This window comes from Paraglaciecola sp. 20A4 (assembly GCF_011378905.1).
GTDB lineage: Bacteria > Pseudomonadota > Gammaproteobacteria > Enterobacterales > Alteromonadaceae > Paraglaciecola.
This window is the reverse complement of record NZ_WTPY01000015.1, coordinates 14,698-29,426: the sequence shown is the minus strand read 5'-3', so window position 1 is coordinate 29,426 and position 14,729 is coordinate 14,698. Positions and strand designations below refer to the sequence as shown.

At 43.9% G+C, this 14,729-nt stretch carries 12 protein-coding genes and 1 pseudogene; 7 read left to right on the top strand and 6 right to left on the bottom strand.

Annotated features, from left to right (window positions below; genetic code table 11):
- Window positions 1-262: 262 nt before the first annotated feature.
- Window positions 263-1,273, bottom strand: coding sequence for an AraC family transcriptional regulator (locus GQS54_RS14120; RefSeq protein ID WP_166424625.1), 1,011 nt, complete (start codon window positions 1,271-1,273; stop codon window positions 263-265).
- A gap of 173 nt (window positions 1,274-1,446) precedes the next feature.
- Between GQS54_RS14120 and GQS54_RS14115 the strand changes: the two genes are divergently transcribed.
- The 6 genes from GQS54_RS14115 (at window position 1,447) to GQS54_RS14090 (ending at window position 8,952) form a co-directional block, all read left to right on the top strand.
- Window positions 1,447-2,655, top strand: a complete 1,209-nt coding sequence (locus GQS54_RS14115) for an acetyl-CoA C-acetyltransferase (RefSeq protein ID WP_166424624.1) — start codon at window positions 1,447-1,449, stop codon at window positions 2,653-2,655.
- Window positions 2,656-2,696: 41 nt separating this feature from the next.
- Window positions 2,697-4,838 carry a 3-hydroxyacyl-CoA dehydrogenase NAD-binding domain-containing protein gene (locus GQS54_RS14110; RefSeq protein ID WP_166424623.1) on the top strand — a complete coding sequence of 714 codons (2,142 nt, stop codon included), beginning with the start codon at window positions 2,697-2,699 and terminating at the stop codon, window positions 4,836-4,838.
- A gap of 57 nt (window positions 4,839-4,895) precedes the next feature.
- Window positions 4,896-6,056: an acyl-CoA dehydrogenase family protein gene (locus tag GQS54_RS14105; RefSeq protein WP_166424622.1), complete on the top strand. Its 1,161-nt coding sequence runs from the start codon at window positions 4,896-4,898 to the stop codon at window positions 6,054-6,056.
- 97 nt (window positions 6,057-6,153) lie between these two features.
- On the top strand, window positions 6,154-6,924 hold the full coding sequence (locus tag GQS54_RS14100; protein WP_166424621.1) for an SDR family NAD(P)-dependent oxidoreductase: 771 nt from the start codon (window positions 6,154-6,156) through the stop codon (window positions 6,922-6,924).
- A gap of 82 nt (window positions 6,925-7,006) precedes the next feature.
- Window positions 7,007-8,143, top strand: a complete 1,137-nt coding sequence (locus tag GQS54_RS14095) for a CaiB/BaiF CoA-transferase family protein (RefSeq protein WP_166424620.1) — start codon at window positions 7,007-7,009, stop codon at window positions 8,141-8,143.
- A gap of 26 nt (window positions 8,144-8,169) precedes the next feature.
- Window positions 8,170-8,952: an enoyl-CoA hydratase/isomerase family protein gene (locus GQS54_RS14090; RefSeq protein WP_166424619.1), complete on the top strand. Its 783-nt coding sequence runs from the start codon at window positions 8,170-8,172 to the stop codon at window positions 8,950-8,952.
- 229 nt (window positions 8,953-9,181) lie between these two features.
- Here GQS54_RS14090 and GQS54_RS14085 read toward each other — a convergent pair whose 3' ends face one another.
- The 4 genes from GQS54_RS14085 to GQS54_RS14070 form a co-directional block, all read right to left on the bottom strand.
- A complete protein-coding gene (locus GQS54_RS14085; RefSeq protein ID WP_166424618.1) occupies window positions 9,182-10,405 on the bottom strand; it encodes an acyl-CoA dehydrogenase family protein in 1,224 nt (407 codons plus the stop codon).
- A gap of 24 nt (window positions 10,406-10,429) precedes the next feature.
- The gene (locus GQS54_RS14080; RefSeq protein ID WP_166424617.1) at window positions 10,430-11,107 is read right to left on the bottom strand and encodes a histidine phosphatase family protein; all 678 of its coding nucleotides are present in this window, start codon (window positions 11,105-11,107) and stop codon (window positions 10,430-10,432) included.
- A gap of 91 nt (window positions 11,108-11,198) precedes the next feature.
- A complete protein-coding gene (locus tag GQS54_RS14075; RefSeq protein WP_166424616.1) occupies window positions 11,199-12,263 on the bottom strand; it encodes an alcohol dehydrogenase catalytic domain-containing protein in 1,065 nt (354 codons plus the stop codon).
- Between the two features lie 4 nt (window positions 12,264-12,267).
- The gene (locus tag GQS54_RS14070) at window positions 12,268-13,485 is read right to left on the bottom strand and encodes an acyl-CoA dehydrogenase family protein (RefSeq protein WP_166424615.1); all 1,218 of its coding nucleotides are present in this window, start codon (window positions 13,483-13,485) and stop codon (window positions 12,268-12,270) included.
- A gap of 354 nt (window positions 13,486-13,839) precedes the next feature.
- On the opposite strand from GQS54_RS14070, the pseudogene GQS54_RS14065 reads away from it, so the two are divergent.
- Window positions 13,840-14,040: pseudogene (locus tag GQS54_RS14065) on the top strand (IS1634 family transposase); the annotation flags it as partial.
- Between the two features lie 202 nt (window positions 14,041-14,242).
- Here the strand turns inward: GQS54_RS14065 and GQS54_RS14060 are convergent.
- Entirely contained in the window at window positions 14,243-14,485 is a 243-nt protein-coding gene (locus GQS54_RS14060) for a DUF1330 domain-containing protein (protein ID WP_166424614.1), read from the bottom strand.
- Between the last annotated feature and the right edge of the window lie 244 nt (window positions 14,486-14,729).

Here is a 14,729-nt window from a genome sequence, read left to right as displayed (position 1 = left end):
TTGCTACCGCAATCGGCGTAGGCGCTTTATTTTTTGGCGGTTTTATTAAATCATTGCAGCTTCTAATGGAGAAAAAAGAGACAAAAAAGATATGATCTTACTATCTGAGTAACCATAGTGATTATGGTCTATTCTACATAATAGCTGATTAAATCAAATACCTTAGGTGACTAATGCACAACGAGTATTACACCTCCTAAGTTAAACACAATCTAATCAACTGCAATTAATAAAACTAACATTTACCTCGCTAAATGTTAGTTTATGTAAGTTTTCTATAAGCCAATGGCGTTAATCCAGTCCATTTTTTAAAGGCTCGAATAAATGTACTGGCCTCAGAAAACCCTAAGCGAAAAGCGATCTCTTCGATACTCTGCTCTTTTCGGTCTATGAAAAAGATAGCCATGTCCCGGCGAGTATCATCTTTCAATTCTTGAAATGTATACCCTTCATTATGTAAATAACGTCGCAAGGTTTGTTCGGTCAACCCCATATCCTCAGCAGCTTGCTTCATTAATGGCTGACTAACGCCATCACGGATCAAGTTTTCCATCCATAACCTGACACGTATATAAGCTGACCGACTTTGCTTGGGTTGGGTGATTAGAGAAATTTGTGTGTTTTTCAATAACAAATTTAACTCGCTAATATCTCTATGACACGCGAGTGAAAGTGTTTTTTGACTGAAATGGATAGCATTTTTTGGTTGATTGAAGCGAACTGGAGCACCATAGTAAACAAAGCGATACTCTTCACTAAATTCTGGCTCTGGATAAGCTAAATCTACCTGCTCTATTGGGAGGTACTCGTTCGCCAACCAACAGTGTAGGCGATGCACGCTAGTGAGTAGAGCTTCGACAATAAAATGGCTTTTCACACCTTCATTTTTAACCACTTTAAGTGCTAAATATCCCCCTTCGCTTGTAAAGGAAGTATAAACACTCACGCTATTACCAAACAAATTATTAGCATCACGCCAAATTCCTAAACAACCTTTGATGGTTTCACCACTAAGACATGCTCTAGCCGCCACATCAAAAGTCCCAAATGGCGACGGTTTAGCAAGCAAACCATAAGCCTCATCTCGCGTTAATTGTCTAACTGCATTATTTAGCCCAGCGAATGCTATTGCCGATACACGCATTTTAGGGTTATTCAGAACCTGCGGAGAAACACCTTGCGTCTGAAGAATCTCTTTGGGATTATATCCCTTTAAAATAGCGCCCTCCAGCAAACCCTTAATAAATACAGGTGCAATAGTGATCTCTTTCATGAACGCTCCTTAAATATTAACTCATGGTTTTAAACCAGTAAAATGTAAGATAATGCCTATTAATTTGAAAGTCAATGCCATGGTTAACGGTATGTTAAGGGAGCACAATTGCTTTAACATTTTTTAAACCTAGGGAGAAATCCCTCGTTCATTAACTACTAAAGAGGCATACGATGACTCATCACGCTTATATATACGACGCTTTGCGTACTCCACGAAGCAAAGGTAAAAAAGACGGCAGTTTATACGAAGTCAAACCTATCGATCTGGGTGCAGGCTTGCTTAAGGCGCTACAAGCACGCAACGACCTGGATACCTCCTATGTTGATGATGTAGTTCTAGGCTGTGTTGGACCTGTCGGCGAACAAGGCTCAGATGTTGCCAAAATGATTGTACAAAATGCTGACTGGGATGAGTCAGTACCCGCTGTTCAGTTAGATCGCTTTTGTGCTTCTGGCTTAGAGGCCGTTAACATAGCTGCTCAGAAGATTTCTTCCGGTTGGGAAGATTTAGTGGTTGCAGGTGGCATTGAGTCTATGTCACGAGTACCCATGGGTTCAGCAGGTGGAGCAATGGCTGGTGACCCGGAATTTGCTTTGAAATCCAATTTCGTTCCTCAGGGAATTGGCGCTGATGTTTTAGCTAATCTAGATGGTTATAGCCGAGAAGATGTTGATGCATTCTCGTTAGAATCTCAAAAACGAGCGACTCATGCTCGTGACAATGGTTACTTTGATAAATCCGTAGTGCCTGTGTTGGATAGAAACGGCATAGTCATCTTGGAAAAAGACGATTTCATCAAACCCCATAGCACCATGGAAGGCTTAGGCAAGCTTAAAGCTTCTTTTGAAGTCATGGGTGGTTTTGGTTTCGATGATATTATCCTTAGAAAATACAACACCCTAGAAAAAGTTACCCACGTTCATACACCAGGTAACTCATCAGGTATCGTTGACGGTTCCTCAGCTGTATTGATTGGTAGTGAAAAAGCAGGCAAGGATTTAGGACTAACACCCCGAGGACGCATTGTATCGACCGCGGTAGTGTCAACTTGCCCGATAATCATGTTAGCTGGCCCCGCCCCAGCAGCTAAAAAAGCCTTGGCTAAAGCCGGCCTTAAAGCCTCTGATATTGACCTGTGGGAAATAAACGAAGCCTTTGCTTCTGTAGCAATGCACTACATGAAAGAGTTAGGTATTAGCCACGAAATTACCAACGTTAACGGCGGCTCAATTGCAATGGGGCATCCTCTTGGCGCTACTGGCGGCATGTTAGTTAGTATTATGCTTGACGAATTAGAACGTCGTGGCCTTAAGCGCGCCATGCTTTCATTGTGTGTCGGTGGTGGTATGGGTATTTCCACTATTATAGAGCGCGTCTAAGCCCAGTCGTTAACAAAATTGAATAATTTAGGAATAGAATCATGAGTGTATTTAAATATGAAAAAGATGCCAACGGCATCGTAACGATCACCATGGACATGACTGGTCCGGTCAATGCCATGAACGTTGAATATAACACCGCAATGACCGAAACGGTTGACCGTCTTGAAGCTGAAGAAGGCTTGACTGGGGTTGTTTTTGCTTCTGCTAAGAAAACCTTTTTCGCTGGTGGCGATTTAAACTCCCTTTTATCTGTGCAAAAAGGTGATGAAGAAGCGTTCTTTATAGGCAATATGGAGCTAAAGGATCGCTTACGTCGTTTAGAAAAACTACCAGTACCCGTAGTGTCAGCCATAAATGGCGCCGCACTAGGTGGTGGTTTGGAAATATGTCTGTCTACTAACTACCGCATCGCATACAACCATAAATCAGTTCAACTTGGTTTACCTGAAGTCACCCTAGGTCTGTTACCAGGTGGTGGTGGTGTAGTGCGCTTGGTAAATATGTTAGGACTGGAAACTGCTCTTCCCTATCTTATGGAAGGTAAAAAGGTAACTCCAGAAAAAGCATTAAAAGCAGGCATAATTAACGAAGTGGTTAACACACTTGATGAATTAGTACCACGTGCTAAAGCGTATATTCTTGAGCAAAAAGGCAACGAAGATGCCGCTACGCAACCTTGGGACAAAAAAGGCTTCAGAATTCCTGGTGGCAACGCTGGCTCACCCAAACTAGCCCAATTATTAATGATGGCTCCGGCTATGTTGTCGCAAAAAACTCGCGGTTTGTTACCTGCTCCAGAGCAAATTCTTAACTGCGCAACTGAAGCAGCACGCTTAGACTTTGAAGCAGCGATGAAAATTGAAGGCCGTGGTCTTACCTATTTGGTAACGACTCCAGAAGCTAAGAACATGATCAACACCTTCTTTTTCCAAATGAACAAGGTCAATGGTGGTGCTTCGCGTCCAAAAGGCGTTGAACAACAGATAACTAAGAAAGTAGGCGTACTAGGCGCTGGCATGATGGGTCAAGGCATTGCTTACGTTTCTGCCATGGCGGGTATTGAAGTTATTCTTAAGGACATCAGCGTAGAAGCAGCAGAAAAAGGTAAATCATACTCTGTAAAACTGCTAGACAAAGCTATTAGCCGTGGCCGCATGACAGAAGAGAAAAAGCAACAGATATTAGGCTTGATTAAACCCACAGCGGATAACAAAGACTTACAAGGTTGTGACCTAATAATCGAAGCCGTATTTGAAAATATTGAACTGAAGAACAAAATAACTAGCTCTACAGAACAATATTTATCTGAAGGCGGTGTGTGGGGTTCTAATACCTCTACCCTACCCATTACTCAGTTGGCTGAAGCTTCGAGTAATCCCAAAAACTTTATTGGCGTACACTTTTTCTCGCCCGTCGATAAGATGCCTCTGGTAGAAATCATCTGTGGCGACGAAACCAGTGATGAGACATTGGCCAAAGCATTTGATTACTCTCGTCAAATCAAGAAGACTCCGATTGTTGTTAACGATTCTCTGGGCTTCTTTACATCGCGTACCTTTGGCACTTATTTTGATGAAGGCGTTCGCGCTGTTGTTGAAGGCGCCAACCCTTTGCGAGTTGACAGCTTGGGTAAAGCTATCGGCATGCCGGTTGGACCGTTAACTGTGCACGATGAAGTAAGTTTAGAATTGACTCTCAAAGCCAGCAAGACTTGGGCTGACATGGGTGTCACTAACAAATGGGGCGAACAGGATGCTTTAACTGAAATGGTTGAGTTTATGGTCGTCCAAAATGGTCGCGGCGGACGTCATCACGGCGGTGGTTACTACGATTACACCAATGGTAAAACTATTTGGCCAGGTCTAGTAGACAAGTACTATAACGAAAACTATGAAATATCAGATGAAGATATAAAAGATCGTCTTTTATTCCGTAGCGTTATTGAAACATTGAAGTGTTTGCAGACTAACGTGCTACGCACAGTTGCTGATGGCAATATCGGTTCAATCATGGGTATTGGTGCACCAGTTTGGACAGGCGGTTATTTGCAGTTTATTAACACTTACGGTTTGGAAAAATTCCAAACACGTTGTGGCGAATTAGCGAAAAAATACGGTGAACGTTTTGACTGCCCAACTATAGTGGCTGAGAAGATCGCTGCCGGTGAAACGTTTCAATAACGATTTAATAAAGGGCTGAACCATTGGGTTCAGCCCTTTTTTTTAAGGACATTTTATATGCGCAATTTTACTGAAGATCAAACAATGTTTCGTGATGCTTACCGAAAGTTTCTCGAAGCCGAAGTACAACCCAACATGGCACGCTACAAAGAGCAAGGTATCGTAGATCGTGAAGTATTTGAAAAAGCCGGTGAGCAAGGCTTTTTAATGATTTGGCCAGACGAGCAATATGGTGGTTTAGGCGACAAAGATTTCCGCTTCGAACAAGTTATTATTGAAGAAAATACTCGCGCAGGCACTGGCGAATGGTTCGCAACGTTGCACAGCAGATTAGTTGGACCTTACATCGATCACCTCGGAAATGATGAGCAAAAACAACGTTTTCTCCCTGACTGTGTTAGTGGTAAGAAGATCCTCGCTATTGCAATGACTGAACCAGGTGCGGGAAGTGATTTATCTGGTATGGCTTCCACTATTATTGAAAAAGACGATCATTTTGTACTCAATGGTTCTAAAGTATATATCTCCAACGGTCTCTTGGCTGATTTGGTCATAGTGGCAGCTAAGTCTGATCCCGAAAATAATCCACATGCCATGACTCTATGCGTAGTTGAACGTGGCATGGCAGGTTTTGAGCGTGGGAAAAAACTCGAAAAAATGGGACTAGAAGCACAAGATACTGCAGAGCTTTTCTTCAACGATGTGAAGATCCCCAAAGAAAACATTTTGGGTGAGCCGGGCAAAGGTTTCTTCTACTTGATGCAAGGCCTTGCCGAAGAACGCTTAATTGCTATGGTCGGTGCTACTGCCAACGCTCGTCGCGCGTTTAACCTAACCCGTGATTATGTGATGGACCGTAAAGTATTTGGCAAGCCGCTATCTTATATGCAAAACACTCAATTCAAGATGGCGGAAATGGATGCTGAAATAGATATCATGCAAACCTATGTTGATCACTGTGTGAGCGTGCATAACGAAGGTCGCCTAACAGTAAACATGGCCGCTAAAGGCAAGTTACAGTCAACTGAAATCGAATGGCGCATGCTTGATTTGGGAGTACAACTGCATGGTGGTGCTGGTTACATGAAGGAATACCCAATCTGTGGGATGTTCACCGATTCGAGGATCAGCCGAATTCTAGCGGGAAGCTCAGAGATCATGAAATACATTATTGGTCGCGATATCTTTGGTGAAAACTATACGAGCATTTTAGACTAGTTTTATTTTATGCGGCTCTAGTAGCCGCTTTTTAGGCTTTATAAGCCGCTTTTTAGGCTTTATAAGCCGCTCAACATTCAAAGACTTGGGGGGATTTATGGAAATTCAAGGTAAAGTTGCAATTATTACAGGTGGCGCATCTGGTTTAGGCGAAGCGACTGTTCGATTATATGTTGAGAAAGGTGCGAAAGTGGCCATTTTTGATATGAACAATGAGCGTGGCACTGCGCTGGCTAAAGAATTGGGCGACGCCGTTATCTATCAAAACGTCAATGTTACAGATGAAGCATCGGTTGAAGCGGCTATTGCGGCTACAGTAACTGCGTTTGGTGCTGTTCATATTTGCAATAATTACGCAGGTATTGGATCCGCTGCAAAAACAGTAGGTAGAGAAGGTGCTTTCCCTCTCGATTTATTCAAAAAAGTTATCGACATAAACTTAATAGGTACGTTTAATGTGTTGCGCTTGGTTGCCATTCAAATGTCAACCCAAGAGCCTGTAACGGATTGCGGCAGTCGTGGGGTAATCATTAATACAGCGTCTGTCGCGGCTTACGATGGCCAAATAGGTCAAGCGGCTTACAGTGCATCTAAAGGTGGTATTGTAGGTATGACCTTGCCAATCGCTCGCGACCTATCTCAGTTTGGTATTCGTGTGAATACGATTGTACCTGGATTGGTGTTTACCCCTTTATTTGAAGGCTTACCTGAAGCCGCTTTTGAAAGCTTGTCAAAGAGCCCGCTTTTCCCTAAGCGTTTGGCCCGTCCAGAAGAAATTGCACACCTGTCACAGTTTATTGTTGAAAGCGACTATACCAATGCCGAGTGTATTCGTATGGATGCTGGCATCCGTATGCAGCCTAAATAATAAGTTCTATAAGCCGAGTTTCTTAGTTATTTAGTGAGCTCGTTTAATTCTATTTTTTGTTATTAAATAAATTGGTGAAATTATGGGACCTTTAGCAGGTATAAAAATTATTGAAATGAAGGGTATTGGCCCTGGACCTTATGCGGGCCAATTACTAGCCGATCTTGGCGCAGAAATAATCGTTGTTGAACGCGCATCAAAACCCAACTCTATTGCAGTACCATCAGCGCTAGATATTAATTCACGTGGTAAGAAAAGTATTGCGCTAGATCTTAGAAAACCAGAGGGTTTAGAAGCGTTATTAAAACTTGTAGAAAGCGCTGATGCTATATTTGAAGGTAATCGTCCGGGTGCTGCTGAACGTGTAGGCTTTGGGCCAGATGTTTGTTTAGCACGTAATCCTAAGCTTGTTTATGGTCGAATGACCGGTTGGGGTCAAACGGGTCCTTTAGCTCATTCGGCGGGTCACGACTACAACTATATTTCGCTAACTGGTGCTGCCGCAGCGATAGGCACCAAAGACCAACCCACTCCGCCTCTTAATGTGGTTGGTGATTATGCCGGTGGTAGTATGTTTTTAGTGGTCGGTATTCTTTCTGCGCTTCTCGAAGCTAAAACATCGGGTAAAGGTCAAGTTATTGACACCGCCATAACCGACGGTTCTGCACATCTTATGAGTATGTTCCATACCTTAAGTGAAATGAAGGCTTGGAATCCGTCTCGTGCCAGCAATATGCTTGACGGTGGCGTGCCATTTTATGGCGCCTATGAAACATCCGATGGTAAACATATTTCAGTAGGTCCCATCGAACCACAATTTTTTGCTGAGATGATTCAAAAATCTGGCATGCCTGAAAGCTTTATCGCCGATCAAAATAACCCTAAAGCTTGGGGTGAAATGAAAAAGGTTTTTACTGAAACCTTTAAATCTAAAACGAGAGATGAATGGGCGAGTATTTTTGAAGGCACTGATGCTTGTGTCGCTGGCATACTTGATTATAAAGAAGCAATTAATCATCCGCACAACAAAGCACGTGGTACCTACATACAAGTTAATGGAATAAATCAACCTGCCCCGGCGCCTAGATTTAGTCGCAGTCAATGCGCAACTCCTGAGGCCCCACATGCAGAGGGTGCTGACACACAATCGGTATTAAGCGATTGGGGGTTCTCAACAGATGAAATCACATTACTGGCTGACGCTGGCGCGTTAACCTAACCAAATTTTTAAAAGAGAGAATAATAATGAGTAACTTTGAAACAATTAGCTACGAACTTGAAAACCACGTAGCGACTATAAGCCTGAATCGTCCAAAAGCGATGAACGCCATAAGCCAAGGAATGCGCAAGGAATTAAAGCAGGTTATTGATTCTATTGAAGCCAATGATGAAGTACGCATCGTTGTTATTCGTGCTGAAGGCCGAGGCTTTTCATCTGGCACAGATTTAACCGAAGGCCTTGCCGGTTTTGACACTATCGACGAGCAAATTCAGCAAGAGTACAAACCTGTATTAATGGGTATTGCTCAATCTAAAAAACCTTATATTGCTTCTATTAACGGCGCTTGTGCTGGTATTGGCGCAGCTTTGGCAATGACTTGTGATTTGGCAGTTATGTCGGATGAAGGTTTTCTGTATTTGGCGTTTGCGGGGCTTTCTTTTGTTCCTGATGGCGGTATGGCTCACCATTTGGTATCAGCAATGGGATACAAGAAAGCCTACCAAGCTTTTGTTGAGGCAGCCCGTATCAACGCTGATGATTGCTTGCAGTACGGTTTGGTTAACAAGATAGTTGAAGCTTCGAAACTTGACGAAGCGACGCAAGCATGGGCGCAGACCCTTGCCGAAGGTGCACCACTTGCGCAGATGTATGGTAAGCAAATTATGCGCGCTGTGCATACCTCATCGGTCGAAGAAACAATTAACCTTGAGTCTGCGCTGCAAGTAAATTGCTCAACCAGTGCCGACTCTTTGAGCGCGATCAATGCCTTTTTTGCAAAGAAAAAACCAGTATTTATTGGTAAATAAACACCTCATCAAGCTGAAATCACTGTACCGTTGAGGTATATGATTTTAGCTTTTCTGATGTTTAACGAATTCAACATAGAACACTTATTCTGCCATTGCTGGCGGATAGTTTGATTTCTTCCAGCGTATTGATTTCTACGATCAGTACTTACATAGTTGTGCTGATCGTAGAAAGTCGAAAAACAGCTGTGCCCTAAGGCACCGCTGGTTCATCGGCCCACTCCTTTATTTATTTGGCATCAGCTTCAGCCTGTGCTTTGGCTAAGGCGCCGCCCAGTTGCATCATATGCACCTGATCGGGACCATCGGCGAGGCGCAGACAGCGCTGGGCAGCAAAGGCATGGGGCAAGAACGTATCTTGACTCACACCCGCCCCACCATGTATTTGAATCGCTCGGTCGATGACATCTAACGCCATGTTTGGCGCAACAATTTTTATCATGCCGATCAGATCCTTCGCCCCCTTAACCCCCACTGCGTCTATAGTTTGGGCGGCCTTGAGGTTGAGCAGTCGAGACTGTTCAACCTGACAATGGGATTTGGCGATGTCTTCGCGAACTGATTGATTTTTAATCAGCAGTTTACCAAATACCGTGCGGGTATTGGCACGTGTACACATCATTTCCAGTGCGCGTTGCGCCATGCCGATAGAGCGCATGCAGTGGTGAATACGGCCTGGGCCGAGGCGGCCTTGAGCGACTTCGAAGCCGCGTCCTTCACCAGCGATAATATTGGTGATTGGCACGCGTACATTGTCAAAGATGATTTCCGCGTGGCCCTCGGGGGCATCGTCGTAACCGAAGACGGTCATAGGCCGGATAACATTAACGCCAGGGGTATTCATAGGTACTAAAACTTGAGATTGTTGTACGTAACGGTTGGTGTTTTCTGGGTCTGTTTTACCCATAACAATCATAATTTCACAGCTCTCGCGACAGGCTCCGCTGATGTAAAACTTGCGACCGTTTATGACGTATTCATCACCATCACGAACAATGGAGGTCTCTATGTTAGTGGCATCACTAGAGGCGACGTCTGGCTCAGTCATAGCAAAGGCTGAACGTATTTCACCAGACAACAATGGCTCTAGCCACTGTTTCTTTTGCGCTTCGTTACCGTATTTAGCTAGCACTTCCATATTGCCTGTATCGGGAGAGGAACAGTTGAATACTTCTGAAGCCCACAGAACCTTGCCCATCTGTTCGGCCAATGGAGCGTATTCCAAGTTGGTTAGTCCACCGCTATACTTTCCGTAACTCAGTGGTAGAAAGAAATTCCACAGACCTTGTGCTTTGGCCTTGGCTTTCATCTCTTGCATAATAGGAGGGGTTTTCCACGGATCTTGTTTTACTTGTTCATGGAACAAATTTTCGTTGGGGTACAGGTTCTCATCCATAAAGGCTTTAACCTGTACTATCAAATCTTTTACTTTTTCGCTGTATACAAAATCCATGGGGATTCCTCTGTTAATAGTTTATTAACCGTAAGTTATTTTGTCGGCTCGCTCGCGCGTGTCCAAGTGCGGTACATGGTTGTAGCTGGTAATGCGCACAACGTTTTTGTTGAAAAAACACTGGGCAATAGCCGTGTTTTTAGTTTGTAAATTAAGCTCAATAACTGTCTCGCTGGGCGCTTTCAGTATTTGGGCAAGGGCCATGGATATGGCTCCACCGGAGCTTACGACCAATACTTTTTTACCGTAGAACTCGTGTTGAATACTGGTTATAGCGTCCTTTACACGGTGCTCAAAGTCCGACCAGCTTTCAGGCAGTTCGCCCCTGAGGCCGTCTACACTCCACAGTTGCATGGCTTTTTTTAAATACTTAAAGTACTGCACTACTGAACTGCCTTGATCCAGAGCTTGATCTGGGTGTTGAGCAACATAGTTTGCGATAATGCTGTGGAAGTCGAACTCGTTAAGTCCCGCAAAAACGGGAAAGTTTGACAGGCTGCTCTGTAAACCGCTGCAGATGCCCTCGGCGGTTTCGCGGTGGCGCACCATGTCACCGGTTACTATTGCGTCAACCTCTATACCGCGATCGAGGAAGTACTCGCCGAGCCACTGTGACTGCTGGTGACCCAGCGGCGACAATTTGTCGTAATTATCACTGCCAAATGATGCTTGGCCATGTCTTACTAGGTAGAATTCTGACACGTTTACCTCTTTCGAATTTAGTTTCACACCGTCGTTAATCGACTGTAGCGTTTGTGCTGTTATGCATTCATCGTAAAATCTCTCTATAAAACTATAAGGTAATCATGGTTTTAATAACGCCATCTTCATGGGCGTCAAATAAACGGAAGGCTTCTGCTCCATCGGCGAGGCTAAACTCGTGGGTAAATACGCCTTTGCCTTGTATGCGGCCACCTTGTACCAATGGGATCAGGTCTTCCCACTGATTTACGACACCGGAAATACCGGCGTGAAAGTTCAGACTCTTAGCCTGCATTGTTTTCAGCGGGAGCTCTGAGTCTTTTTGCAAAATACCCAGTACGGCAAGAGACCCACCACCGCGTATTAAACGGACAGCCTGCTTTAAGGTTTGGCCAACGCCTACCGCTTCAATCACGGCATCAACGCCGATGCCATGAGTGTCTTCTCTAATGTATGCCAAGGCTTCATCGGGAGTAAGAGGAATGCCACCAAAATGGAGACTCAGATTACGGCGAGTGACGTCAGGGTCGATGCAATATACACGTGACGCACCGATCGCCATTGCCGCTTCTGCAGCCATTAAGCCAACGGGACCTTGACCAATAACAGCGACGCTATCACCAGGCTTTACATGCGCCATTCTTACCCCGTAATAACCCGTCGCTAGTGCGTCGGTTAAAAGGATGGCTTGCTCATCGGACACACCATCGGGAATTTTAGCTGCACCAATATCCGCGAATGGGACTTCCATAAATTCTGCGTGGCCACCATTTACGCGGGGGGATATACCATAGGCTGTTGCACCTCTCCCTGAGCGCGTATTTTCACAAATGTTAATCTCACCTTTGATACAACGCTTACACTGCCCACAACCCGCTGCTGCGGAAACAAGCACCCGGTCGCCGATTTTGTGCGTCGAGACTCCCGAGCCTAGTTCGACCACTTCTCCAATCGTCTCGTGCCCAGTGCAAAATCGTGCCATCGGCTGGCTGTAGTCTAGACTTACACCATCAGCGCCATGGTACATGTGTAAATCAGACCCACATATACTGCATTTTTCCACTTTAATAATCAGGTTACTATGGTTGCTGATCTTAGGATCATCAAACGTTTCATACTGAATATTTTTAGGGCCATTAAATACTAAAGCTTTCATGCCATTACTCTTCGTTGTATTTGCGAATAGTCAATTTACCCAGTTGTGACATATGCACTTCATCTGGGCCATCGGCAATACGCACAATACGTGCATAAGCCCATATTTGAGCGATCGGCGTGTCTTGACTCACACCCATGCCGCCGAAGGCTTGCATAGCACGATCCGCTACGTCTTGACACATTTGAGGGGCTACAATCTTAATCATCGCAATTAAATCAAGCGCCACTTTGTTGCCAAAATTGTCGAGTTTATTCGCGGCGAGTAAGGTCAGCATACGCGCCTGTTCGATTTCACAACGAGATTTAGCGATATCTTGGCGAATGCTGCCTTGCTCGGATAACTTCTTACCGAATGGCGAACGGTTCTCTACGCGTACACACATTAATTCAAGACAGCGCTGAGCTGCGCCAATCAATCGCATGCAGTGATGAATACGTCCAGGCCCCAAGCGACCTTGAGCAATTTCAAAGCCTCGACCTTCGCCTAGGATAATATTATCAACCGGTACACGAACGTTTTCTAAAAGTACTTCACCGTGGCCTTGAGGAGAGTGCAATTCGCCCATCACTTTCAGAGGTCTAAGGATCTTAACCCCAGGCGTGTCCTTAGGAACAATGATGGTGGATTGTTGTATATGACGAGGCGCGTCAAAGTCTGTCTTGCCCATCACCAGTAATAACTTACAGCGAGGATCGTAGACACTAGAAGACCACCACTTTCGGCCATTAATGACATACTCGTCACCCTCGCGCACAATTGAGCACTCAACATTAGTGGCATCTGAACAGGCGTTTTGCGGCTCTGTCATTAAGTAGGCAGAGCGTATGTCACCGCTTAGAAGGGGTTCAAGCCACTGTTTTTTCTGCGCTTCTGATCCGTAGCGCGCTAACACTTCCATATTGCCAGTATCGGGTGCGCTGCAATTAAAGACTTCACTGGCCCACTCGTTTTGTCCCATGAGTTCGGCCAGAGGCGCGTATTCAAGGTTGCTTAAACCAGGACTGTACTTACCGTATTCTTTTGGCAAAAACAGATTCCAAAGCCCTTCGGCTTTAGCCTTCGCTTTTAACTCTTCGAGAATAGGCGGTACGACCCAGAGTTTGGCGGGGTCGTGAACGAACTCTTCATACTCAGCTTCAGCGGGAAGAATATGCTCTTTCATAAATGCATCAACGCGGGCAATAAGCCCCTTCATTTTATCTGTATATTCAAAATCCATAATTTAGTGCCTTTCTTAGAATTAACATTAAAAACAGATAACTGTCCGACAAAAACACATTGTACCATTGTAATACATATAAACCAATGTTGCAGATAATCTATATGAAAATCAATAGGTTTGGCGCTATTAAAAATTATTTTAGACTAACAACTACTTCAATTATGTATTACAGCCAGCTATTGGGAGCAAGTTCAACGAAGAGAGGCGCAATAATAGCAGCACTGGATGCATTAAATGCTCAAGTAAATCAATTGTGAAGCTCTAACATATTGTTTTTATTAGAGTTACTTTGAAGTAAGCGGCACGTCTTAACCCGAAATCAGGTTACTTACGTCAACATTGAGTTTTCGTAAAGATAAATTATCAGAAAAAGGGTTGTTTATGTTAGCGACCAATGATTGCAGCGATGCGTTAACAATGTCTAAAATGCTTGAGCTATATAAATCACAGCAAAGTGTCGAAAAAGGATTTAGATTCTTAAAAAGTCCTGATTTTTTAACCTCTTCATTATATTTAAAAAAGGCAGAGCGGATTGAAGCACTGCTGCTGATAGATTTTGTGTTCTGACTGATATCTAAAAATCTTAACAAAGCCGCCCTTAAATATTTATATGAAATAGTATATTTGGATTAGATTTTGTATCGATAACACCGTTAGCAGCAGTATTTTTGGAGTGGATTAGTTTGTGCTAGCGTAGCGTAAAGCACAAACCAAGGAGCAGAAAAATATCCGACTGCCTAGCCTTGGTATGTGATCAACCCAAACCAGGTAGAAGTACGAAATTGCCGCCGTTACTGTGTTTTTCAATCCTAAGTTTCTTAAGCGGGGCGGATTCTTCACTTTTGAATTTAGCTAGTACCGTCCAGTTCCCATAATAGTGCCCTTCCTTCGTTATAGCATCTTGAGTCATTACTAACACTTCCGCTCCGGCTTTTTTTAAGAGTTCAAAAACTGGCATACCATATTCTTCTATATACTTCTCATGATCTATGATCATCGATCTGTGCCATAAAGTAGGCTGGGGGCGTCATGTTATTTCCTTAATTAGTTTCTGCGACACGAATACACATGACGCTTATTATCGAGCATTTAGTATAAACTTTTTTACCCTTTATGATTAAAAGCTTAAGTAAGCATTATAGCTAACTCATAAAAGGGATCACCAACCGTGCACATATCCCAATCAACAACACCATTGACGTGTAACGTGTCGATATCGATCAACATATTGTCGAGCTTAA